Source organism: Streptomyces sp. KL109B (genome assembly GCF_030766935.1).
Taxonomy (GTDB): Bacteria; Actinomycetota; Actinomycetes; order Streptomycetales; family Streptomycetaceae; genus Streptomyces.
In genome coordinates this window covers 196,433-217,339 of sequence record NZ_JASERL010000017.1, presented here as the reverse complement: position 1 = coordinate 217,339, position 20,907 = coordinate 196,433, and the positions used below count along the sequence as shown (strand labels likewise).

The following is a 20,907-nucleotide window of genomic DNA, read 5'->3' as shown; positions in this document are numbered from 1 at the left end:
GTCCTCTCGGTGCTGCGTGATGTCTGCGTGGGTGTGTGAAGTGGGGTGGGGCGGGTGGGTCAGGCGGCCCTTGGTGGTGTGTCCTGGTGGTAGACCGAGGTCCACACGTCGTTGCGGATGCGCCGGAACTCGGGCGACAGCCTGATCTCTTCGGTACGGGGGTAGGGCAGGTCGACGTCGATGACGCGGTGGATCCGGCCGGGCCTGGCGGCCATGACGACGACGCGGCTGGCGAGGTAGACGGCCTCGTCCACGTCGTGGGTGATGAAGAGGACGGTGCGTTTTTCCTGGCTCCACGTTTCGAGGAGCTGGTCCTGGAGCTGGACCCGGGTCAGGGCGTCGAGGGCGCCGAACGGCTCGTCCATCAGGAGGACTTGGGGGTCGACGGCGTAGGCGCGGGCGATGGCGCAGCGCTGTTTCATGCCGCCGGAGAGGGTCTTGGGCAGGGCGTCGGCGAATTCGTCGAGGCCGACGAGGGCGATGGCCGCGGCGGCGCGGCGGCGGCGCTCCGCGGTGGGTACGGAGGCCAGTTTCAGCCCGAACTCGACGTTTTGACGGACCGTCAACCAGGGGAAGAGTGCGTACTGTTGGAAGATCACGCCGCGTTCGGGGCCCGGTCCTGACACCGGTGTGCCGTCGACGAGGACGGCGCCCGAGTCGGGTTCCTGGAGGCCCGCGGCCATGCTCATCAGCGTGGACTTGCCGCAGCCGGAGGGGCCGACGACGGTGACGAACTCCTGGTCGGCGATGTCGAGGCTGATGCCGTCCAGGGCGGTGAAGGTGGCTGTCTTGAGCGGGAAGGTCTTCACCACGTCCCGGAAACTGATCCTGCTGTTGATCGAGTCGCCGTTCATCGGGTTCTCTGTCGGCTCGCTGTTCATCGACGCTCCTGCCAGCCGGTGAGGCGGCGCTCGGCCAGCAGCAGAAGCCGGTCCATGACGAGCCCGAGCACACCGATGGTGATCAGGGACACGAAGACCGTGTCCATTTCGAACCAGGTGGACGCCTTCTGCATCCGGTACCCCAAGCCCTCCTGCGCGCCGATGAGTTCGGCGGCGACGACGGTCGCCCAGGACGCGCCGAGGCCGATCCGCATGCCGACGAGGATGAAGGGGGTGGAGGCGGGGACGACCACCTTGGCGAAGATGGTGCGGTCCGATGCGCCGAGCACCCGGGCCGCGTTGATGAGGGTCCTGTCGACGTCGACGACTCCTTGGAAGGCGGAGACGACGCAGGCCATGAAGGACGCCAGGAAGATGACGGCGATCTTCGGCACCTCGCCGATGCCGAGGAGGACCACGGCGAGCGGGATCATGGCGAGCGGCGGGATGGTGCGGAAGAACTGGATGTACGGCTCGACGAGGGCTCGTGCGGTCGGGTACCAGCCCATGAGGAAGCCGATGGGTACCGCTACGACGACCCCGAGGGCGTAGCCGAACAGGACGCGGCGCAGGCTCGCGAGGGTGTCGGAGGCCAGGGTGCCGTCGGAGACCATGTCCGCCGCCTTCTCGGCGACGGCGACCGGTGTGGGCAGGTTCTCGACCCAGCCCAGTGCGGCGACGACGGCCCACACACCGATGCCGGCCAGCACGGAGACGACGTTCAGGATCAGGGGTCGGCCGCGGCCGCGGCGCGGGGGTCTGCGCTGCCGGGTCTCGGCGGCGGTCTTCTCTGCGGGGGTGATCACAGCCATGGGTGCCTCGCTGATGGCTTCACGCGTTGTCCTCGGAGTCCTCGGATGCGGGCCGCGGATAGTGGGTGAGCAGGGGGGATTCGTGGAGCACGAGGGCGATGCCGCCGAGCGCGCTGCCCGTTTCGCCGAGCGTCGCGCGGCGCAGTTCCACGTGGTGGTGGGCGAGCGGCATCAGGTGGTGGCGCAGGGCGCGTTCGACGGGGTCGAGGAGGGCGGGGCCCGCCTCGGCGAGTTCGCCGCCGACGACGATGACTCCCGCGCCGACGACGTGACAGACCGCGGCGAGCACTCCCCCGACGTCGGCGCCGACGTGCTCCAGTACGTCGAGGGCGGCGGGTTCGGCGGCGGTGACCGCGTCGAGGAATCCGCCGAGGCCGGTCGCCTCTCCCCCGGTCTCGCGGTAGCGGCACAGGACGGCGTCGAGACAGGCGCGGGTCTCCAGGCAGCCGGTCTTGCCGCAGTCGCAGGTGCGGCCGTGCGGGTCGACGGTGATGTGTCCGAACTCGCCGGACAGCCCGTACCGGCCGCGGTGCAGGGCGCCGCCGACGACGAGTCCGCCGCCGACGCCGTGCGACAGGCGCAGGTAGAGCACGTCGCCGCTGTCGGCGGCCGCGCCCCAGACGGCTTCGGCGAGGGCGGCGAGCCGGGTGTTGTTGTCGAGCAGGACCGGTGCGCCGAACCGCTTGCGCAGCAGGTCGGGCAGGTCGTCGATGCCCTGGGCGTGGGCGTGTTCGCTGCCGGGGTCGGCGATGGGTCCGACGACGCCGACGCCGATCCCGGTGAGTGCGTCGAGGTGGCCGAGGCGGGAGCGGTCCCGGTCGCCGGTGGCGAGGTCGGCGAGGAGGTGTTCCGCGATGTCGACGCGTGCGGGCCAGGAGAGGTCGGGGGCGTGCGGCTCGCTCGCCGAACCGACCACCTCGTGGGCGAAGTTGACGGCGGCCACGTGGACGGCGCGGCGCGCGAAGTCGATGCCGACGGCCTCACCGGCGGCCGGGTCGAGGCTGAGCTTCTCCACCGGGCGGCCCCGCTTGCGGGACTCGACCTGCGGGGTGGTGGCGACCACGACCCCGCTGCCGAGGAGGCCGCCGACGATGTCGTGGAGCGTGGTGCGGGAAAGTCCGCTGCGGGTGCCCAACTCGGCGCGGCTCAGCGGACCTTGTTTGCGGAGCAGTTCGAGTACGGACTGCTCGTGGCCGCGCCGGAGCCGCGTCAGCGGGCCGTCGTGTTCGCGCATGCCGGACAGCATGTGAGCGCCGACCATTTTCGTCAATGAGTCGGACGGAAATCAGCGCGGCGTTCGGAAATCGCCATACGCCCGCAACATTTGGGGCCACCGGCGAGCAACTCACATTTATGTAGGCCCTCTTGACTTAATTCGTGGGCGCGCTGAAGCATGCGCTGACACACAGGGAGCCGGACGAGCCGAGGAGTCACACCTGATGACCAGCTTCGAGAACGACGGGCCCCGACGGCACGTGGGCCGCCGTGGCGTGTTGACCGGCATCGCCGGAGCCGTGGGCGCGGCCGCGCTCCCCGCGGCGCCCGCGAGCGCACTGCCCCAGGGGGCCGAGGCACGGCGGGCGTATCCGCCCAACTGGCCCGCCCTCGAACCGTACGGACTCGCGGACACCCGTAAGGACCTGTGGCCCCGCGAGGACAACTCCTTCGTCCTGCCGCTCGAACTGCGGCCCCGGGACGAGGAGTTGGGCCGGGTGTGGATGCGGGACACGTACGTCAACTGCTTCGTCGTCGACGGGCGTCCGCTGTACGTCGCCACCGGCACCACTCGCGTGCCCGGCCTGTCGGCGGCCGGTCCGTGGAACGACGGCATCTTCGTGTGGACCGCCCCGTCGCTGCGCGGGCCGTGGCGGCTCGCCGACACCACCGGGATCCGGCCCGGCGCGGAGCGCGGCAAGGTGTGGTCGCCGGAGTTCGTGGCCGAGAACCGGCCGGGGCGCACGGTCGTCGCGCCGTGGCAGGAGTACTGGTACGACGACCGGTTCGGGAAGCGGGCCAACGCCTGGGCGCCCGAGCTGCACCGCTTCCGCGGCAAGTGGTACATCGTCGCGTGCATGGGCGACCACTCGAAGCTGGTCGGCTCGTTCATGCTGGTGAGCGAGGGCGGGGTCGAGGGACCCTACCGGCTCGTCGAAGGCAATCTCGACAAGCCGTTCGGTGACGTGGTGCCCGGCGGCCCCGCCTTCATCGAGCCCGGCGCGTACCACCACATCGACGGCGGCCTCTTCACCGAGGGCGACGACGCGTGGCTCGTCCTGCACAACAACGTGTACGCGAAGTTCCGCGACGACATGGAGGACATCGCCGTGACGACGGACCTCCCGGCGTTCCGGCAGACCCCGTACGCGCCGGAGCCGTACCTGGAGGGCGCGTACGTCTTCAAGCACGGCGGCAAGTACTTCCTGGTGCACGCCGCCTGGGACCGGACCTCCGCCAATGCCGACGGCAGCACCCGGCACGCGTACGACCCGCCGGGCACGGGCCGCACGCAGTACCAGTACGACGCGGTGGTCGCGGTCGCCGACCGCTTCGAGGGCCCGTACTCGAAGCGCTGGACGGCGGGGGTCGGCGCCGGGCACAACAACTTCTTCACGGACCACCACGGCGGCCTGTGGGCCACGTTCTTCCGCAACCCCGCCTTCGGCTACTGGGCCGATCCGTCCCGGTCGGGCGATGCCGCGGTGCCGGGTGTCGTGCGCCTGGAGTGGACCGGGCCGGAGGGAAACCGCCTGTACGTGAAGCGGACCTAGATTGGACTCGATCCAAACTGGGACGTACCGTAAGGGAGACCGAGGTACATATCAGCGCAGCCAGTGACGCCTGCCACCTCAGGTGACAATTCCTACGGAGGCCCCCACATGGCTTGTTACGACTGCATCCAGGAAAACCGTTCCGACTCCACCGGCATCGGCATCTGCACCCGATGCGGACTGGCCACCTGCGACGACCACGCGCGCGTGGTCGCCACCCACGTGCAGCGGGCCAACGGCATGAGCCGCACGACCAGCAGGGTCGCCGGACGGCGCGTCGTGTGCCGTACGTGTCTCGCCGCCGAGGCCGCGTAACGATGGCTGAGGACGCGGGCGAGCTGCTCCGGCGCAAGGGGCTGCGCAGCACGGCGCAGCGGCGTGCCGTGCTCGCGGCGCTCCAGGGTCGGCCGCATGTGTCGGCGGCCGACCTGGAGGAGCGGATCGTGCGGTCCGCCAAGTCGGCCGCCAGATCGGCCGTCGGGTCGGCTGCCGGGTCGGCTGCCGGGTCGGCTGCCGGGTCCGGGGAGTCCTCCGGATTGCTGTCGCGGCAGGGGCTCTACAACGTCCTTGAAGACTTCACGCGGGTCGGCCTCGTGCGCTCCGTCGAACCGGCCGGGTCCCCCGCGCGCTTCGAGCTCCGCGTCGGCGACAACCACCATCACCTGGTGTGCCGCGTGTGCGGCCGGATCGAGGACGTGGACTGCGCGGTCGGCGCCGCGCCCTGCCTCGACCCGATCGAGGACCGGGGCTTCGTCGTCGACGAGGCGGAGGTCACCTGGTGGGGCCGGTGCGCGGACTGCCGTGCCGCGGGCCCGGAACGGCCCGACTGACCCACCGGGCCCGGCACGCGGGGCTTGTGTGCGCGCCCGATGCGGCGCCGCGATCTTTGTGGCTCCTGCCAGTCGGCCCGCGCGGTGCTCCGGTACAAGACTGCTCGCAGACATCACCGAGCCCTTACGGGGAGGCAGCGTGAGCACGAGCGCGGAGCAGCAGTACGACCGGATCGGGGAGGCGTTCGAGGGCTTCAAGGCCCTGCCCCTGGCCCGCTATGTGGAGGTGCCCAGCTTTCTCGCCCTGGTGGGCGATGTGTCCGGCCGGTCGGTCCTGGACCTGGCGTGCGGCACCGGTTTCTACAGTCGCCTGTTCAAGCGGCGCGGCGCCGTCGACGTGTTCGGCGTCGACGTGTCCGGGGAGATGGTCGACGTCGCCCGCCGGATCGAGAGCGCCGACCCGTTGGGCGTGCGCTACGCCGTCGGCGACGTGGCCACCGGCGGCGCGCTGGGCGAGGGCCGCTACGACATCGCGACCGCCGTGAACCTGCTGAACTACTCCGAGACGGTCGACGCGATGACGGCGATGTGCCGCTCCATCCACGCGGCCCTCGCGCCCGGAGGGACGTTCTACGCCCTCAACCAGAGCCCCGATTACGACTGCGACGGCCCCAGCCCGCGCCCGTACGGCTTCCACTGCGCGTGGGAGGGCAGCCGGGTCGAGGTCGGTCCGCGGGTGCGGGTCACCGCGTTCCTCGAGCCCGATCCCGTGTCCTTCGTGGCGAGCCTGCCGCGCCGCGAGGTGTACGCCGAGGCCCTGACGCGCGCCGGTTTCACCGACGTGGCCTGGTCGCCGCTCGCCGTGTCGGAGGAGGGGCGCGCGGCGTTCCCGGAGGGGTTCTGGGACGACTACGCGGCGAATCCGCCCTTCGAACTGCTCACGGCGCGGCGCGCCTGAGCCGCCGGGTCAGCGTCTGTCGGGCGGCGGGTCGGGCGGGTTCTCGCCCGCCGCGAGGTGTTCGAGGAGTTCGGCGAGTTCGTTGCAGGCCTGCCGCACCGAGCGGCGCGTGGTGCGCTGCTCGGTGACGAGCGCGGACAGCAGCAGCGCGGTGAGCGCGGCGGCGCCGTTGAACGCCTGGAGTTTGACCATGCCCTCGATGTTCGACAGGTCGAGGAACGAGCCCTGTTCCTCGTGCGCCGCGTAGGTGGAGAGCACGGACGCGAAGAGCGCGCACAGCATGCTGCCTGCCAGTTCGAACCGCAGCGCCGCCCAGATCAGCAGCGGGAAGATCAGGAAGAGCATGCTCGGCGTGCTGAACACGGCGAACGGCACGAGCAGCAGGGCCGCGATCCCCAGGCACACCGCCTCCACCCAGCGCCCGGCGGGGATCCGGCCCGCCGCCCCCCGGCGCAGCGCGCGCACACCGCGGAAGAGGACGAGCAGCAGCGGGGTGACGAGCAGGACGCCCATGGCGTCGCCGACCCACCAGGCAAGCCACACCGGCCAGAAGTCGTCCGGGGCGAGGTCGCCGGTCCACAGCTGGGGCGCGATGCCGGCCGTCGCGCTGATCAGCATGGCGCCGAGTCCGCCGAGGAAGACCAGGCTGGTGCCGTCGCGCAGCCGGGAGACGTCGCGCCGGAATCCGGCCCAGCGCAGCAGCAGGCACGCGCACAGCGGCGCCACCGTGTTGCCGGTCACGGTGACCGCCGCGGTGATCGTGGGTGTGGTGAGGGAGGCGATGACGAGGAAGGAGCCGAGGGCGATTCCGGGCCACACCCACACACCGAACACCAGCAGGGAGGCGACGGCGACGCCGGTCGGTGGCCAGATGGGGGTGACGACGACTCCTTCGACGCCGACCTGGCCGAGCAGCCCGAAGCGCCCTGCCACGTAGTAGCAGACGGCCACGGCGAGCGCCTTCAGGGCCATCGCCATGGCCGGCCGGAACCGCCGGGAAACCACCACAGCAGCCATCAGACACCGGCCGGACCTTCTCGGCCATGCGAGGACCCCCGCCGGTGTCCTCGCACGGCCGAGAAGGTCCGGCCCCGCTCAGCCGTGCCGTCGCGGGCGCCGCCCGGTGGGGCCGACGTCGTGGCCGACGACGAGGACCGCGGCGTCGTCCTCGTGACCCACCCGGTCCGCGAGCTTCATCACGCCGTCCGCGAGGGTGTCGACGCCGAGGCCCGCCCCTGCGGTGATCTCGGCGAGCCGCCGCACCTGGCTCAGCCCGTCGTCGAGGTCGAGGGAGGGGCCTTCGACGACGCCGTCGGTCGGCAGTACGAAGACACCACCCGTGCTCAGCCGGTGGCAGGCGACGGGGAACGTGGCGCCGGCCAGCACACCGAGCGGCGGCCCGCCCTCCTCCTCGTCGACGCCGGAGCGGCCGTCTGCGGTGGCCCAGATGTGCGGGATGTGTCCGGCCCGCGCGCACTCCAGGGTGCCGCTGGCGGGGTCGAGCCGCAGGAAGGTGCAGGTCGCGAAGAGGTCCGTGTCCAGGGAGACCAGGAGGTCGTTGGTGCGGGCCAGCAGTTCCCCGGGGTCCCCGGTGACGGAGGCGAGGGCGCGCAGCACGACGCGTACCTGGCCCATGAACGCGGCGGCCTGGATGTTGTGTCCCTGTACGTCGCCGATGGACAGGCCGATGCGGCCGTCGGCCATGGTGAAGGCGTCGTACCAGTCGCCGCCGACGTTGAGCCCGTGGTTGGCGGGCATGTAGCCGACGGCGAGGCGGACGCCGTCGGGGTGCGGCAGGTCCCGGGGCAGCATGCCGCGTTGCAGCGCCACCGCGAGTTCGACGCGTGAGCGCTGCATCTGCGCGAGTTCCCGCGCGCGGGCGGTCAGCGCGCCGAGCTTGGTCAGCAGCTCCTGCCCGTCCTCGGCGGACTCGTTGCGGAACATCGTTCGCCCCGTTCCAGTGCCGGCGGAGACAGTTCCAGGAGGGTCGTTCCGGGAGAGGTCCTGTCCACTGTGCCCGGGGTCCGTGGCGGTCGCACGTCAGCGCCCGCGCGGCCGGGCGAGCACCGCCGTGCCGAGGGCCGCGCCGAGCAGGCCGACGAGTGGCCAGTGCACAGCCGTGGTGAAGCCGTGCAGGAGTGCGGTGCGGGGTGGGGCGGCGACAGCGGCGGCGGCTCCGGCGGCGACCGTGTTGAAGACGGCGGAGCCGATGGAGCCGCCGACCTGCTGCGCCGAGTTGAGGGCGGCGGAGGCGATGCCGGAGTCCTCGGGCGGGAGCTGGGCGGTCGCCGTTGTCATCAGGGCGAGGAACGTGCCGCCCATGCCGATGCCGAAGAGGGCGATGCCGGGCAGGATGCCGCTCGCGTAGTCGGCGTGCACGGTGAGGCGGCCGAGCCACCACAGTCCGCAGGCGGCGACGCACAGGCCGCTCGCCATCATCACGCGTGCGCCGAGCCGGGGCAGCAGGCGGGTGCCGAGCTGGGTCGCGGTCAGCGTGGTGATGAGGCTCAGCGGCAGGAAGCCGAGGCCGGTGCGGGCCGCCGACCAGCCGAGGACGGTCTGCAGGTGGAAGGTGAGGAAGAGCGAGAGGGACAGCTGCGCCGCCATCAGGCAGGCCCCGGCGACGAGGGCCGCGACCCGCGCCGGGTCGCGCAGCAGGCGCGGCGGCAGCAGCGGGTCGCGGGCCGTGCGCAGCCACACAGCAAAGAGGGCGAGCAGCACCAGGCCGGCCGTCAGCGTCGTCACCACGGGGCGGCCCGTCCAGCCGCTGTGTTCCGCCGCGCTGAACCCGTAGACCAGCAGGGTCAGTCCGCCGCAGGCGAGGAGCGCGCCGGGCACGTCGAGGCGGCCTCGGGTGCGCGGAGCCGTGTCGGCGGGCATGAGCACGCTGCCCGCGAGGGCCGCCCCGGCGAAGAGCACATTGACGTAGAGACACCAGCGCCAGCCCGCCGTCTCGGTCAGCAGGCCGCCGAGGGTGACGCCGAGCGCGCCGCCCGCGCCGCCGAGGGCGCCGAAGATCGCGATGGCGCGGCGGCGTTCACGCAGGTCGGGGAAGGTCGTCGTGATCAGGGCGAGGGCGCTGGCGGCGAGCAGCGCGGCGAACACGCCCTGGAGGGCGCGCGAGGCGAACAGCGCGCCGGGCCCCGGGGCCGTGCCGCCCGCCGCGGAGGCGACCGCGAAGCCGGCGAGGCCGGTGAGGAAGACGCGTTTGCGGCCCACGATGTCGGCGATCCGGCCCGCCAGCAGGAGCAGGCCGCCGAAGGCGAGGGTGTACGAGGTGATGGCCCACGGCCGGGCGGCATCGCTCATGCCGAGGTCGCGCTGCATGGACGGCAGCGCGACGTTCACGATGGTGCCGTCGAGCAGGATCATCAGCTGGGCGAGCCCGAGGACGCCGAGGCCCCACCATCGGCGGGGTGGGGCCTCGGCGTGCGGGGGTGCGGCGGAGGCGGTGTCCGGCGCGCAGTCCTGTGTCATCGGCGGCGGTTATCCGTGGTGCTCGGTGCCGATGTGCGCGATGTTCGCGTGCTGGTCGTGGGCTACGTAGACGCGCACGACGGCGTCGTCGTCCTCGCCGGTGGCCTTGAGGGCGTCGCGGAGGCTGACCTGTTCGCGGGCGGCGGCGGCCGTGATCCTGTCGGCGTGGCGGGAGGTGGCCTTCTGGTGTTCCCACAGGCCGCGCTGTTGCAGCGCGCGGGCGATCGCGGCGTCGCCGGAGCCGCCGGGGCGGTGTCCGGTGAGCGCCTCGACCTGGTCGGCGGAGAGGGTGTAGACGCTGCGGTGGGAGTCCTCGTGGGCGGCGGTGACGGTGTCGGAGGGGGCGTCCTGCGCGTCTGTGCCCTTGGGTTCCTGCGCGTCTGTGCCCTTGGATTCGCGCGCGTCCGTCCCCTTGGATTCGCGCGCCGCGTGCGCGTCCTTCGACGTGTGGTCGTCGCCGTTGGCGCAGCCCTGGATGAGGAGGGCCGCGGCTGCCGTCGCCGCCAGGGCGAGGGGTATGCGCCGGTTCAATGTCGGGCCTTTGCGGGTCGGGGTCGGGTGGCGGGGGTCAGGCGTCGGTGGGGGCGCCGGGGACGCGGCGCTCGCCGCCGTTGCGCCGCTGCCACTCGCGGTAGACGTCGACGGCGTCGGCGTGCGGCTCGTAGACCATCGGCAGCCGGCGCTCCTCCCACTTCTTGGCGAACTCGCCGTAGAACGTGTCGAGTTCGAAGTACTTGCGGTCGTCGACGTAGTGCGGGGCGTAGTCCTCGCGGGTGGTGACGAAAACGACCTCGGCGGGGCTGCAGTAGTAGAGCGCGGCCAGGCACATCGGGCAGGGGTGGGCGAGGACGTAGATCGTGGCGTCGGTGAGGTGCTCGGTGCCGAGCTTGGTGCAGGCCTCGCGGATGGCGAGGATCTCGGCGTGCGCGGTGGGGTCGTTGGTCTGGGCGACCTGGTTGGGGCTCTCCGCGACGATCTCGCCGTTTCGGACGATGACGGTGGCGAAGGGCCGACCGCCCTCCTCGACGTTGGTGCGGGCGATGTCGATGGTGCGCTGGGCGAAGTCCATGACGAACTCCTCTTCTTGCTGTGCGGCTGCTTCTTGCTGGGTGGCTGTTTCTCGTTGGGTGGCTGTTTCTCGCTGGGCGGCTGTCCGATGGATTCACCGTGCATCAGCTGGATCTATAGCGTCAAAGACTTGATGGACCTAGGTCCCATTGGTGTTCTCTATAGGTGGTCCTACGCTGGGGGTATGTCCGTCGAGCTGCGTCAGGTGCGCTATTTCATGGCCGTCGTCGAGCATGCCGGGTTCACGCGCGCCGCCGAGGCGCTGCGGATCTCCCAGCCGACCCTGTCGCAGCAGGTGCGGCAGCTGGAACGGAGCCTGGGCACCCAGCTCCTCGATCGCGGTGGGCGCATCGTGCGGCCGACCGACGCGGGGCGCGCCTATCTGGAGCACGCGCGGCGCGCCCTGCGGGACCTGGCCGCCGGGGAGCGTGCGATCCACGACGTACGGGATCTGTCGCGCGGGCATCTGCGGCTCGGGGTGACACCGACGTTCACCGCCTATCTGGTCGGGCCGCTGGTGGCGGCGCTGCGCGCGAGTCACCCGGGCATCACGGTCGCCGTGCGGGAGCTGACGCAGGACCGCCTAGAGGCCGAACTTCTCGCGGACGACTGCGACTTGGGCATCGCGTTCCAGGGCGGGCAGCTGCCCGGCATCGCGGTGGAGCCGCTGTTCACGGAGAGCCTGAGCCTGGTAACGGGCGACGCGGAACCCGGCTCCGAGGCCGCGGACGGGACGGTTCGCCCGTGGGCGGCGAAGGATCTGGGGCGACTCCAACTCGCCCTGCTCAGCCAGGATTTCGCGACGCGCGGCCGGATCGACGACTACTTCGCCGAGCACCAGGTGCGGCCCCGCATCGCGCTGGAGGCCAACTCCCTCCAGACCCTCATCGACATCGTCCAGCGGACCGGCCTCACCACGGTCCTCCCGGATCCGGTCACACACGGCCACCCGCGCCTGACCCCGCTGCCCGTCGACCCTCCCTTGCCCACGCGCACGGCCGCGCTCCTCAGCCGGGCCGACGGCTACCGGAGCACGGCGGCAGCGGCCTTCGCGCGGCTCGTGCGGGAGCACGTGGAGGCGCGTCCGTTCGAGCCGCCGGAGGGCCACGGCACGGCCGTGGGGCCGGATTCGCGTGGGGCGCGGGGCACGCCATAGACTTGCATGATCGCGGGTAAGCGCCCGCACGCTCGCCTGGACCGTTCCAGGGAGAACCACAAGAAACACACACCCTGGGAGGTATCGATGTCCTCGAAGCGACGCCGCAAGAAGAAGGCCCGCCGCAAGAACGGCGCCAACCACGGCAGCCGTCCGCAGTCCTGAATACAGGCTGACGGCAGCGAGCCCGAGCGGGGCGGCAGAAGAACACTTCTGCCGCCCCGCTCTCGCGTTCCGTGTTCCCTGTTCCGTGTTCTGGTACGGGTGTCAGTGCATGGCCGGGGCGAACTCGTTTCCGCACGGGCCGCCGCCGGTGCTCTCCGCCGCCTCCACCGTCCGCCCGTCCATCGTCCGCAGGCCGTAGTAGCCGGCGATGCGCTCGGTGGAGCGGCCGACGTAGTGGCAGATGAACGAGCGGCGGAAGCGGTCCGTCGTGCGGTTCGGTCCCGAGCCGTGGACGAGGGTGCCGTTGAAGAACAGTACGTCGCCGGGCGCCATGTCGACGGGCTCGGGGACGAGGCCCTCGGGCGGCGGCACGTACTCGCGGGCGAAGGAGAGGCTGGAGTCGGCCTCCTCCGGGCAGAACAGGTCCATCAGGTGGGTGCCAGGGACGACTTCGAGGCCGCCGTTGTCCCGGTCGATGTGGTCGAGGGCGGCCCAGGCCGCGATACAGGTGCCCGGTTCGACGCGCAGATAGAAGTTGTCCTGGTGGAGGGCCTGGCCACGGGCGCCGGGCGGCTTGAAGTAGAACATGCTCTGCGCGGCCAGCGGCTCCTCGCCGAAGAGCCCCGCCAGGATGTCCCCGACGCGGGGGTCGAGGAGGCGGCGCAGCGCCAGCTCGTTGAAGCGGTGCGGCTGCATGACGCGGGGGTACGCGAGCAGCGGGTCGGCGGGGCCTTCGGGCGGTTGCGGCTTGGGTTCGAAGTGGCCGGGCACGGGGCCCGCGGCCTGCAACCGCATGAACTCGTCGGTGAGTTCGCGTGTTTCGGCGGGGTCGAGGAGGGCGCGGGCGATGCCGTAGCCGCGGGTGCGGAACTGCTCTTGGAACGTCTGGGTGTCGAACGCGTCGGTGTGCACCGGGGGTTCCTCTTTTTTTCTGAGCGTGGACCGTGGGTTGGAGGGTGTGCTGGACTGCTGTGGACTCGGGGTCCGCGCGGAAGCGGACTGATCCGAAACTATGGCCGGAGGCGGCGGACACCGAATGACGAGCACGAGCGCGCACCTGCCTGAAACTGCTGCCGACACCCCTTCCCCTCCTGCCCAGTTGCTCATCGCGGCGCGGTTCGCGGAGGGCGCCGACTATCAGGTGGGCCGGGCCGCGGGCGCCGACAACTGGCTGCTGCTGTGGACCGCCGAGGGGCGCGGCCAGGTACGGGGCAGCGGGGCCTGGATACCGCAGCGCCCTGGCGACCTCGCGGTGCTGTCGTCGCACCACCGGCACGCCTACCGCACCGATCCGTCCGTGGGTACGTGGGGTGGTTGGTGGGTGCACTTCCAGCCGCGGGCGGCGTGGCCCGCGTGGTTGCGCGAGCACGGCCGGGGCGGTGGGGCGCACTGTGTGGCCGGGGTGCCGGACGCGGCGCGCGGCCGGGTCGACGCGGCGTTCCGGCGGTTGCACGCCGACGCGCGGTGGTCGGGCGGCGAGGCTCCGCCCGAGCAGGACCCGGCGGGCATCGCGGTCGCCGCCGCGGGCCCCGGGCGTGAGCTGGCGCTCGGCGCGATCGAGGAGGTGCTGCTCCTGGCCACCGGCTCCACGGCGGCCGCGGGGCGCGCCGCGTCGGAGCTGCGGGACCCTCGGGTCGCGCGGGCCGACGCGATCGTCGCGGCGGACCCCGGCGGCCCGCACACGGTCCGCTCCCTGGCGCGCCAAGTCGCCCTGTCGCCTTCCCGGTTCGCCCATCTGTACGCGCAGGAGACCGGTCGTACGCCGATGCGGGCCGTGCGTGCCGCGCGGCTCGGGCACGCCCAGCAGCTCCTCGACGCCACCGATCTCGACGTGGGGCAGATCGCGCGGGCCTCGGGGTTCGCGAGCCCGTTCCACTTCAGCCGCGCGTTCCGGGAACGCTTCGGTGTGCCGCCGACCGTCTACCGGGGCGGCGACCCCGGGCTCAGCCGTTGACCGCGTGCTCGGTGAACCGGCCGCAGGCGTGAAAGCCCAGGCGGCGGTAGACGGGTTCGCCGTCGGCGGACGCCGGCAGGCCGGCCGACGCGAGGCGGGTGGCGAGGTCGGGGGGTGTCGAGGTGGGGCCGACCCACCAGGAGAAGGGGCGGCCGGTGCCGGACAGTGCCCCGGTGGTCTCGGTGATCCGGGCGGGCGCGGTGGCGGCGGTGAAGCGAGCCATGGCGACGATGTTGAAGGTGTCGTCGTCCAGGCCGCTGTCGGCGATCAGGAGGTCGTCGGTCTCCGTGACGCTCGCGCCCGTCGTCCCTCGGTGCAGGTGGCAGGCGTGCTCCGCCAGGTTCCGCTCCATCCTGTCCAGCAAGGCCGCTTCCGGGCCCGCTTCGTCGGGGCCATCGAGAACATGGGTGTGCATGGTGATCGATCCCAGCACGACAGGCCACGCACCGCATCCGATTTTCGGGATATGCCTGCCCCTTTCCAGGACATGCCCCTCTCTTTGTATGACATGCCCGCCTCGCCCGCAGTTGGTGCCCTGCGCGGCGAGCGGCCTGCTGCACCCGCTATGTCGCCTGGGTAACTCCCAGTAATCCGGGGCGAGTTGTGCCCGCGCCCACACCGACCGGACACCGGTCGATCACAGGGCCTACGATGTCCCGCCGTGCCCCGCACCCGATTGTGAAGGACCCGCATGGCGCCCCCGTCCCGACGCCCCGCAGGAAAGCGGCGCAAGCCGCGCCCCTCGCCGTTCGCGCCGCTCGCCGCGCGTGCGTCGGCGGGCGTGACACGCACCCGGGCCGCCCTGGCCCGCCGCCGCACCGGCTCGCTCGTCGCGGGTGGCGCCGTGCTCGTCGCGGCGGTGGCCGGTGGCACCCTGCTGGCCACAGGGGGCGACGACCCGGCGGCGCTGACGGCGCGCTATCAGGGCACGGCGACCTCGCAGAGCGGGTTCACGGGGCGGTATGTGATCCACAACGGTGGCGGGTCCGCGGCGTCCGACTGGACGTTGTCGTTCACGCTGCCGAAGGGCGCGTCCGTGTCCTCGCTTTCGCACGCGCACTACGCGGTGCACGGCCGGCAGGTGACGGCGCGGGCCCGCCAGGGTGACGGTCCGTTGGACGCCGGGGAGTCCGTCGCGCTCGCCCTCAAGGCCCGCTCGACGTCCGGGGCCCGCTCGACGTCCGGGGCCCGCCCCACGGACTGCTCGGTCGACGGCACACCGTGCGCGATCGGCGCGATACCCGCCCCCAGCAAGAGCACGTCCCCGTCGCCGAAGCCCTCGCGCTCGACGCCGAAGAAGCACTCCCCGAAGCCGAAACCGAAACCCACGTCGAGGCCGGATCCGTCCCGTTCCACGGCCCCGCCCAAGCCGGTGTCCTTCGCCCCGTACGTCGACACGTCCCTCTCCCCCGCCTTCGACCTGACCGGCACCGCCCGCGCCACGGGCGTGCGGAACTTCACCCTCGCGTTCGTGAAGCCCAAGGGCGACTGCGCCCCGCAGTGGGGCGGTTCGACGCTCGACGGCAACCCGGTCGCCGCGAAGATCGGCGCACTGCGTGCCGCGGGCGGTGACGCGCGCGTCTCCTTCGGCGGCCAGAGCGGCAACGAACTCGCCCGCACCTGCACGTCGACGTCGCGGCTCACATCGGCGTACGAGCAGGTCATCGACCACTACAAGCTGACCAAGGTCGACTTCGACATCGAGGGCGACGCGCTGACCGACCGGGCGAGCGTCGACCGCCGCAATCGGGTCGTCGCCGCGCTCCAGAAGAAGCACCCGGGTCTGGACGTGTCGTTCACGCTGCCCGCGCTGCCCCGCGGCCTCACCGCGGACGGCCTGGCCCTGCTGCGCAACGCGAAGGGGCACGGCGTCGACATCGGTTCCGTCAACGCCATGGCGATGAACTTCGGCTCCTCCCCCGCCCCGCACCCGCGCGGCCGCATGGGCCGGTACGCGATCGACGCGGCCGAGGCCACGCACGCCCAGCTCAAGGGCGTCATCGGCGGTTCGGACAGCGCGGTCTGGAAGCGGGTCGCCGTCACCCCGATGATCGGCGTCAACGATGTCGACGGCGAGGTGTTCACGCTGTCCGACGCCGCCGAACTCGGCGCGTTCGCCAAGGCCAAGGGCATGGCGTGGGTGTCGCTGTGGTCGGCGACCCGCGACAAGGCGTGCCCCGACGGCTCGGGCGGACCGGCCGCGGCGACGTGCAGTGGGGTGAGCCAGTCCGGGGACGCGTTCATGAAGGCGTTCCTGGGCCACGTGCGCTGACCAACCCTCCGGCGCCCACAACCATCCCTCCCGACCTGATCGTTGTCGACCCCTTGACTCAACTCGCGCCGTGTTCTTCATAATTGGCGTCACGAAATACGGGATGGTGTCCTACATTTTATGACGCACGACGCGAAGCACGAGACGAAGCACGAGACGAACAGCACGACCAAGCCCATGAGTTCCGCGCTCAAGCTGCTGCGGCTGCTGGACGCGGTGGGCGAGACCACCGACCCCGTACGGGTCGCGGAGCTGGCGCGGGCCGTCGGCGCCGGCCGCTCAGAGGTGCACCGGCAGCTGGTGACACTGGTGGCCGCGGGCTGGATGGAGCAGCTGCCCGACGGCGCCTATCAACTCACCGTCAAGGCCGCCCACTTGGGAAACGCGGCGCTCCAGCACGCCGGGTTCGGCGAGCGTGTCTCCAAGGTTCTCGCCGAACTCGCGGAGCGCATCGGCCAGTCGGTGTGTCTCGCGGTCCTCGACGACGACGCGACCCGCGTCGTCAAGCGCGCGGAGCCCGGCACCGCCGCCCATGTCACGCTGGCGCTCGGCCGCCGGATGTCGCTGCGCGGCGGCGCGACGGGGCGGGCCCTCATCGCGCACGCCGACGACGCCACGGTCGAGGCGCTGCGCGAGCGCGGCGTGCCGCTCCCCGACGACGACGAACTCGTCGAGATACGGGAGAAGGGCTACGCCCTCATCCCCGAGTACGCCGACGAGGGCCTCGCCGCCATCGCCTTCCCGCTCGTCGGCCGCACCGGCCGGCCGACCGTGACGCTGTGCGCGGTCGGCCCCGAGACCCGCTTCGACCCGCTGTCGGCGCGGGACGTGCTCGCCGACGCGGCCGCGGACCTGGCCCGGCTGACGTCGAGTGTCGGTGAGGGACACACGTCCTGGACGGCGTGAGCCACCACGTCGCGCATCCCCGCGACCACCACGTCACGCACCCCCGCGACCACCACGTCACGCACCCCCGCGACCACCACACACGTACCCCTCCGGCCACCCGTCACCACCCCCACGTATCCCCTTCCGAAGGGAGACACATGACCACCCGGAGCGAACTCCGCCCCCACGGCGACGGCCCCGAAGCCGCCGCCGACCTCATGCGGCCCGAACGGCTCGCCACCCTCGCGCCGAGCAGGCTCAGCGCCAGCCGCTCGCTCATGCACCTGATGACACGCGAACGCTGGACGGTCGACCTCGTCCGCTTCGACATCGACGCCCGTGCCAGGGGCGAGGCGGTGTACCGCGTCCGCACGCCCACCGCCGTCTTCGACTTCATGGTGTTCTCCTTCGAGCCGAAGCTGGAGGGCCGCACCGGCCGCATCATCGGCACCGACTGGGACATGATGGGCGCGCTCGTCGAGGGTGAGGCCACCGACGAGGACCTGCGGGTCACCCGCGAGGAGCTGCCGAAGCTGTACGCGGGCCGTGCCACGCCCGGCAGCCTCGTGTGGTGCAGGTCCAATCGCAGCCTGCGCCTGTTCGACCACGTCATCGAGCATCTGGCGGCCGGACGGCAGCCGCGCGTCGCCGAGTTGTGGCCGGTCGGCTATCTGATGCGCAACACCGGCCTCGACGGCAACGGCACCTTCGGCACCCGCTCGTACGGGGCGCTCGAGGAGGACCACCCGCTGCGCCTGCCGTACCACGCGCAGATGCTCGCCGCGTATCTGATGCGCGAGTTCTCCGTGGACCTGGTGGAACACCTCGCCCGCTGCCGCAACCCGGAGGCCGCGCGGCTCGCCCCGGAGCTGCGGCGCTTCTTGGGCCTCGGCAACGGCTCCGCGCTCGGCCTCGTCTTCTTCGCCAACACCCATCCGGTGCTCCTCGACCGCTGGCTCACCCTGCGCCGCACCGCGGTCGCCGAGGCCCGCCGCATTCCTGTCGTGCCGGGCTCGGCGCAGGTGGACCGGGCGGCCGAACTCCTGGCGCGCGCCGTCGACTTCCACGACGAGGACCCGCTCACGTACCACGACTTCACGGCCCCGGCGGTCGTGGCGGACGGGCTGCGCGTCCTCGTCGAGCGGCTGAAGGCGGCCGCTCCCGACGCCGTCTTCGGTGATCTGCTGGCGGGGCTTCCCGACGACGAGGTGTGTCAGGAGGCCGTCGAGGTGTTCGACGCCGTCCTCCTTGAGCTGCGGCCCGAGCACACCGACGCGCTGCTGCGCCACCAGCCCGCCGACGAGACACTGCGGCACCGGCCCACGGACACCGTCGCGCAGCTGCGAGACCTGCTCTCCCGCGAGTACGCGTGGGCGCTCGCCGTCGATCTGACCGACCCGGACCAGCGGCACTTCCGCTGGTACAAGTCACGGGACGCGGAGGAGCCGCGCCGCGGGCCCGTCGACGAGGTGCCCGGCGGCTTCGAGTGGGCGCTGGATCTGCCCGGTGACATCCAGCGGCTCGCCGCCCTTCTCGACACCGTCCCGACCGACACCCTCGTCGGGGAGTTCCTCGCCGAACACCCCGAGGAGCGCTGGACGGTGACCCGGGCGCAGGGGCTCGCGGGCCGCCTCCTGCACTCGCCGCACATGAACATGCTGGCCAAGGACTTCGTCCCGGTGCATGTCGTGCGGTTGATGAACGCCGCGTTCCACGGCCTGGACAAGACCGTGGACGCGTTCGGCCGCAGCGTGCTCGGCCTCCTCTTCCACGGCGCGCCGACCCGCGCCGACCTGGCGGAAGGGCGCGCCTTCGACTGGATCTACCCCCGCCGCCCCGAGGAGCGTGACTGACCTTGCCCTCAACTGCCCTGGCCGATAAGGCCCCTTCGACCGTCAATGTGTCGCTGCGCGAAAGCCGGCTCGTCGTGGGGCGTGTGCTGCGGGCGCTCGGTGTGCCGCGCGGCGCGGTCAACGCCGCGCGTGACACCACCGTCGTCGCCGATGCGCTCGGCCTCGACGCGCTGCGCCTGCTGCACGACGACGCGGAAACCGTCCGGAGGACGGCCGCCGCGCACAACCACCGCCGTACCGAAGGACCCGACACGACCGTCGACGCGCGCGGCCGGCACGCGCTCGTCGCCGCGCCCGATCTGCTGGACCTGGCGGTGGCACTGACCCACCGTCATGTACGGGCGCGGGTCGCCGTGTTGGATGTCGTACGCCCCGAGCTGCTCGACGTACTCCCGGTGCGGGCGGCCGAGTTCGGCGTGGCGGTCACGGTCTCCGAGGACGGCGGCCGGCGGGTCCTGGAGTGCGCCCCGCTGCGCGAAGCCGCCCCCGCCGACCCCTTGGACCACGTACTCCGTCACGGCCTCGACGTATCCGCCGATCTGTGGTGGAACCTCTTCCGCCTCGGCAACGAGGCGCTCACCCCGGACTCGGCGCTGTCCCGGCAGCACACCGGGCGTTCGGTGTTCGACGAGAGCGGGCGGATCGTCGGCGAGGTCGGCGAGGACTGGGCCGACCAGCCCTCGGAGCCCTCGCGGCCCTCAGAACCCGCGGACCCCGCCGCGGCACCCATACTCAGCGACGGAAGGTGACGGCGTGCTCTTCATCGACGGCCTCGAATGCAGCCGCTACGACCGTGAGGTCTTCCAGGAGTTGCGGGCGGGTCAACTCGCCTGTGTGACACCCACGTTGGCGTTCTGGGAGAACGCGACGGAGACGATGGACGAGATCGGGCGCTGGCGCGACCTGGAGCGCGAGAACGCCGACCTGATCCTGATCGCCCGCACCGCCGACGACATCGAGCGGGCCCACCGCGAGGGCCGCACCGCGATCCTCCTCGGCACCCAGAACTCCTCCCCCATCGAGGACCGCGTCCGGTTCCTGGAGCTGTTCCACGACATGGGTCTGCGGGTCGTGCAGCTCACGTACAACAACCAGAACGCCATTGGCGGTTCCTGCTACGAGCCGGAGGACAGCGGCCTTTCCCGGTTCGGCCGCGAGGTCGTCCAGGAGATGAACCGGCTCGGCATGGTCGTCGACCTCTCGCACGTCGGCGAGCGCACCGGCCTCGACGCCATCCACGCCTCCGAGCGGCCGGTCGCCGTCACGCACGCCAACCCGCGCTCCCTGTACGACCATCCGCGCAACAAGGGCGACGAACTCCTCAAGGCCCTCGCGGCGGGCGGCGGCATGCTCGGCCTCGCCACCTACCGCAACATCAGCGGCCCGTGGGCGGACAGCCGGGAGGAGTGGTGCGACATGGTGCGCCGCACCGTCGACCTGATCGGCATCGATCACGTCGGCATCGGCACCGACCTCAGCCGCAAGAGCGGCGAGCCGGAGCTCCAGTGGATGCGCAAGGGCCGCTGGACCCGCACCGAGCAGCGCGGCGCCGCCCTCTCCGGCACGCCCGGCAAGGCGCCCGCGATCACCTGGATGGAATCCACCGCCGACTTCCCGGCCCTGGCCCGGTGCCTGTCCGAGCACGCCGGGTTCGACGAAGCCGAGGTCGCCAAGATCATGGGCGGCAACTGGCTGCGCTTCTACCGCCAGGTCCTCACCCCGGCCTAAGCCCCCCTCACCACCGACATCCCCCTTCGCCCCACACCGCCGGGGCACGGTCCGCCATGCCCCGGCGCCCGCACCACCCCGCGTCACCCGCACCACCCCGCACCACCGCAAGGAGCCCCCTCTCCCCCCAACCGCTCCACGTTCCCCGAAGGGCGGT

Annotated in this window: 21 protein-coding genes and 1 pseudogene; 12 read left to right on the top strand and 10 right to left on the bottom strand. The window is 72.0% G+C overall.

Translation table 11 applies throughout. From position 1 onward, the window contains the following. Positions 1-59 precede the first annotated feature (59 nt). Genes RBJ65_RS39525 through RBJ65_RS39515 form a run of 3 tightly spaced genes read right to left on the bottom strand, consistent with a single transcriptional unit; the run spans position 60 to position 2,939 of the window. Positions 60-881 (bottom strand): ABC transporter ATP-binding protein, encoded by an 822-nt coding sequence (locus RBJ65_RS39525; protein WP_306321935.1) that lies wholly within the window; start codon positions 879-881, stop codon positions 60-62. Next, positions 878-1,693: an ABC transporter permease gene (locus tag RBJ65_RS39520; protein WP_306321936.1), complete on the bottom strand. Its 816-nt coding sequence runs from the start codon at positions 1,691-1,693 to the stop codon at positions 878-880. The genes RBJ65_RS39525 and RBJ65_RS39520 overlap by 4 nt, the downstream gene beginning before the upstream one ends. A 19-nt stretch (positions 1,694-1,712) precedes the next feature. Beyond that, positions 1,713-2,939, bottom strand: a complete 1,227-nt coding sequence (locus RBJ65_RS39515) for an ROK family transcriptional regulator (protein ID WP_306322044.1) — start codon at positions 2,937-2,939, stop codon at positions 1,713-1,715. Between the two features lie 193 nt (positions 2,940-3,132). On the opposite strand from RBJ65_RS39515, the gene RBJ65_RS39510 reads away from it, so the two are divergent. The 4 genes from RBJ65_RS39510 to RBJ65_RS39495 all read left to right on the top strand — a co-directional run bounded on the left by RBJ65_RS39510 (position 3,133) and on the right by RBJ65_RS39495 (position 6,189). Then, complete coding sequence (locus tag RBJ65_RS39510) at positions 3,133-4,461, top strand: family 43 glycosylhydrolase (RefSeq protein ID WP_306321937.1); 1,329 nt, start codon at positions 3,133-3,135, stop codon at positions 4,459-4,461. A 108-nt stretch (positions 4,462-4,569) separates the two neighbouring features. Beyond that, complete coding sequence (locus RBJ65_RS39505; protein WP_306321938.1) at positions 4,570-4,776, top strand: DUF2180 family protein; 207 nt, start codon at positions 4,570-4,572, stop codon at positions 4,774-4,776. A gap of 2 nt (positions 4,777-4,778) precedes the next feature. Beyond that, complete coding sequence (locus RBJ65_RS39500) at positions 4,779-5,291, top strand: Fur family transcriptional regulator (RefSeq protein ID WP_306321939.1); 513 nt, start codon at positions 4,779-4,781, stop codon at positions 5,289-5,291. A gap of 139 nt (positions 5,292-5,430) precedes the next feature. Continuing rightward, positions 5,431-6,189, top strand: a complete 759-nt coding sequence (locus RBJ65_RS39495) for a bifunctional 2-polyprenyl-6-hydroxyphenol methylase/3-demethylubiquinol 3-O-methyltransferase UbiG (RefSeq protein ID WP_306321940.1) — start codon at positions 5,431-5,433, stop codon at positions 6,187-6,189. 9 nt (positions 6,190-6,198) lie between these two features. Here RBJ65_RS39495 and RBJ65_RS39490 read toward each other — a convergent pair whose 3' ends face one another. From RBJ65_RS39490 to RBJ65_RS39470, 5 genes are all read right to left on the bottom strand, one after another. Beyond that, positions 6,199-7,206, bottom strand: a complete 1,008-nt coding sequence (locus tag RBJ65_RS39490; RefSeq protein ID WP_306321941.1) for an MASE1 domain-containing protein — start codon at positions 7,204-7,206, stop codon at positions 6,199-6,201. A 78-nt stretch (positions 7,207-7,284) separates the two neighbouring features. Next, positions 7,285-8,133, bottom strand: coding sequence for a PP2C family protein-serine/threonine phosphatase (locus tag RBJ65_RS39485; RefSeq protein WP_306321942.1), 849 nt, complete (start codon positions 8,131-8,133; stop codon positions 7,285-7,287). 96 nt (positions 8,134-8,229) lie between these two features. Next, a complete protein-coding gene (locus tag RBJ65_RS39480) occupies positions 8,230-9,666 on the bottom strand; it encodes an MFS transporter (RefSeq protein ID WP_306321943.1) in 1,437 nt (478 codons plus the stop codon). Positions 9,667-9,675: 9 nt separating this feature from the next. Then, complete coding sequence (locus RBJ65_RS39475; RefSeq protein ID WP_306321944.1) at positions 9,676-10,197, bottom strand: hypothetical protein; 522 nt, start codon at positions 10,195-10,197, stop codon at positions 9,676-9,678. Between the two features lie 37 nt (positions 10,198-10,234). Further along, on the bottom strand, positions 10,235-10,735 hold the full coding sequence (locus RBJ65_RS39470) for a nucleoside deaminase (protein ID WP_306321945.1): 501 nt from the start codon (positions 10,733-10,735) through the stop codon (positions 10,235-10,237). 183 nt (positions 10,736-10,918) lie between these two features. On the opposite strand from RBJ65_RS39470, the gene cynR reads away from it, so the two are divergent. Together cynR and RBJ65_RS42205 are read left to right on the top strand one after the other, a co-directional pair. Next, positions 10,919-11,890 (top strand): transcriptional regulator CynR, encoded by a 972-nt coding sequence (gene cynR, locus RBJ65_RS39465; protein ID WP_306321946.1) that lies wholly within the window; start codon positions 10,919-10,921, stop codon positions 11,888-11,890. A gap of 87 nt (positions 11,891-11,977) precedes the next feature. Beyond that, the gene (locus RBJ65_RS42205; protein ID WP_370443954.1) at positions 11,978-12,055 is read left to right on the top strand and encodes a 50S ribosomal protein bL37; all 78 of its coding nucleotides are present in this window, start codon (positions 11,978-11,980) and stop codon (positions 12,053-12,055) included. Positions 12,056-12,157: 102 nt separating this feature from the next. Here the strand turns inward: RBJ65_RS42205 and RBJ65_RS39460 are convergent, their stop codons facing one another. After that, positions 12,158-12,967 carry a phytanoyl-CoA dioxygenase family protein gene (locus RBJ65_RS39460; protein ID WP_306321947.1) on the bottom strand — a complete coding sequence of 270 codons (810 nt, stop codon included), beginning with the start codon at positions 12,965-12,967 and terminating at the stop codon, positions 12,158-12,160. A 124-nt stretch (positions 12,968-13,091) separates the two neighbouring features. Here RBJ65_RS39460 and RBJ65_RS39455 point away from each other — a divergent pair, with 124 nt between their 5' ends. Continuing rightward, entirely contained in the window at positions 13,092-14,009 is a 918-nt protein-coding gene (locus RBJ65_RS39455) for a helix-turn-helix domain-containing protein (protein ID WP_306321948.1), read from the top strand. Between the two features lie 67 nt (positions 14,010-14,076). Here the strand turns inward: RBJ65_RS39455 and RBJ65_RS39450 are convergent. Beyond that, positions 14,077-14,361, bottom strand: a pseudogene (locus RBJ65_RS39450) (GNAT family N-acetyltransferase); the annotation flags it as partial. A gap of 339 nt (positions 14,362-14,700) precedes the next feature. Between RBJ65_RS39450 and RBJ65_RS39445 the strand changes: the two are divergent. From RBJ65_RS39445 to RBJ65_RS39425, 5 genes are all read left to right on the top strand, one after another. Continuing rightward, positions 14,701-16,281, top strand: coding sequence for a cellulose binding domain-containing protein (locus RBJ65_RS39445; protein WP_306321949.1), 1,581 nt, complete (start codon positions 14,701-14,703; stop codon positions 16,279-16,281). A gap of 120 nt (positions 16,282-16,401) precedes the next feature. Then, a complete protein-coding gene (locus RBJ65_RS39440) occupies positions 16,402-17,187 on the top strand; it encodes an IclR family transcriptional regulator (protein ID WP_306321950.1) in 786 nt (261 codons plus the stop codon). Positions 17,188-17,327: 140 nt separating this feature from the next. Beyond that, positions 17,328-19,022, top strand: coding sequence for a hypothetical protein (locus RBJ65_RS39435; protein ID WP_306321951.1), 1,695 nt, complete (start codon positions 17,328-17,330; stop codon positions 19,020-19,022). Positions 19,023-19,024: 2 nt separating this feature from the next. Continuing rightward, positions 19,025-19,771, top strand: a complete 747-nt coding sequence (locus RBJ65_RS39430; protein ID WP_306321952.1) for a hypothetical protein — start codon at positions 19,025-19,027, stop codon at positions 19,769-19,771. Positions 19,772-19,775: 4 nt separating this feature from the next. Further along, on the top strand, positions 19,776-20,750 hold the full coding sequence (locus tag RBJ65_RS39425; RefSeq protein ID WP_306321953.1) for a dipeptidase: 975 nt from the start codon (positions 19,776-19,778) through the stop codon (positions 20,748-20,750). Positions 20,751-20,907: the final 157 nt, after the last annotated feature.

Coding starts and splice junctions, on each gene's coding strand:
- RBJ65_RS39445 (WP_306321949.1), top strand. CDS start 14,701: ATGGCGCCCCCGTCCCGACGCCCCGCAGGAAAGCGGCGCAAGCCGCGC.
- RBJ65_RS39505 (WP_306321938.1), top strand. CDS start 4,570: ATGGCTTGTTACGACTGCATCCAGGAAAACCGTTCCGACTCCACCGGC.
- RBJ65_RS39485 (WP_306321942.1), bottom strand. CDS start 8,133: ATGTTCCGCAACGAGTCCGCCGAGGACGGGCAGGAGCTGCTGACCAAG.
- RBJ65_RS39525 (WP_306321935.1), bottom strand. CDS start 881: ATGAACAGCGAGCCGACAGAGAACCCGATGAACGGCGACTCGATCAAC.
- RBJ65_RS39515 (WP_306322044.1), bottom strand. CDS start 2,939: ATGCTGTCCGGCATGCGCGAACACGACGGCCCGCTGACGCGGCTCCGG.
- RBJ65_RS39510 (WP_306321937.1), top strand. CDS start 3,133: ATGACCAGCTTCGAGAACGACGGGCCCCGACGGCACGTGGGCCGCCGT.
- RBJ65_RS39455 (WP_306321948.1), top strand. CDS start 13,092: ATGACGAGCACGAGCGCGCACCTGCCTGAAACTGCTGCCGACACCCCT.
- RBJ65_RS39470 (WP_306321945.1), bottom strand. CDS start 10,735: ATGGACTTCGCCCAGCGCACCATCGACATCGCCCGCACCAACGTCGAG.
- RBJ65_RS39435 (WP_306321951.1), top strand. CDS start 17,328: ATGACCACCCGGAGCGAACTCCGCCCCCACGGCGACGGCCCCGAAGCC.
- RBJ65_RS39500 (WP_306321939.1), top strand. CDS start 4,779: ATGGCTGAGGACGCGGGCGAGCTGCTCCGGCGCAAGGGGCTGCGCAGC.
- RBJ65_RS39440 (WP_306321950.1), top strand. CDS start 16,402: ATGACGCACGACGCGAAGCACGAGACGAAGCACGAGACGAACAGCACG.
- RBJ65_RS42205 (WP_370443954.1), top strand. CDS start 11,978: ATGTCCTCGAAGCGACGCCGCAAGAAGAAGGCCCGCCGCAAGAACGGC.
- RBJ65_RS39480 (WP_306321943.1), bottom strand. CDS start 9,666: ATGACACAGGACTGCGCGCCGGACACCGCCTCCGCCGCACCCCCGCAC.
- RBJ65_RS39490 (WP_306321941.1), bottom strand. CDS start 7,206: ATGGCTGCTGTGGTGGTTTCCCGGCGGTTCCGGCCGGCCATGGCGATG.
- cynR (WP_306321946.1), top strand. CDS start 10,919: ATGTCCGTCGAGCTGCGTCAGGTGCGCTATTTCATGGCCGTCGTCGAG.
- RBJ65_RS39520 (WP_306321936.1), bottom strand. CDS start 1,693: ATGGCTGTGATCACCCCCGCAGAGAAGACCGCCGCCGAGACCCGGCAG.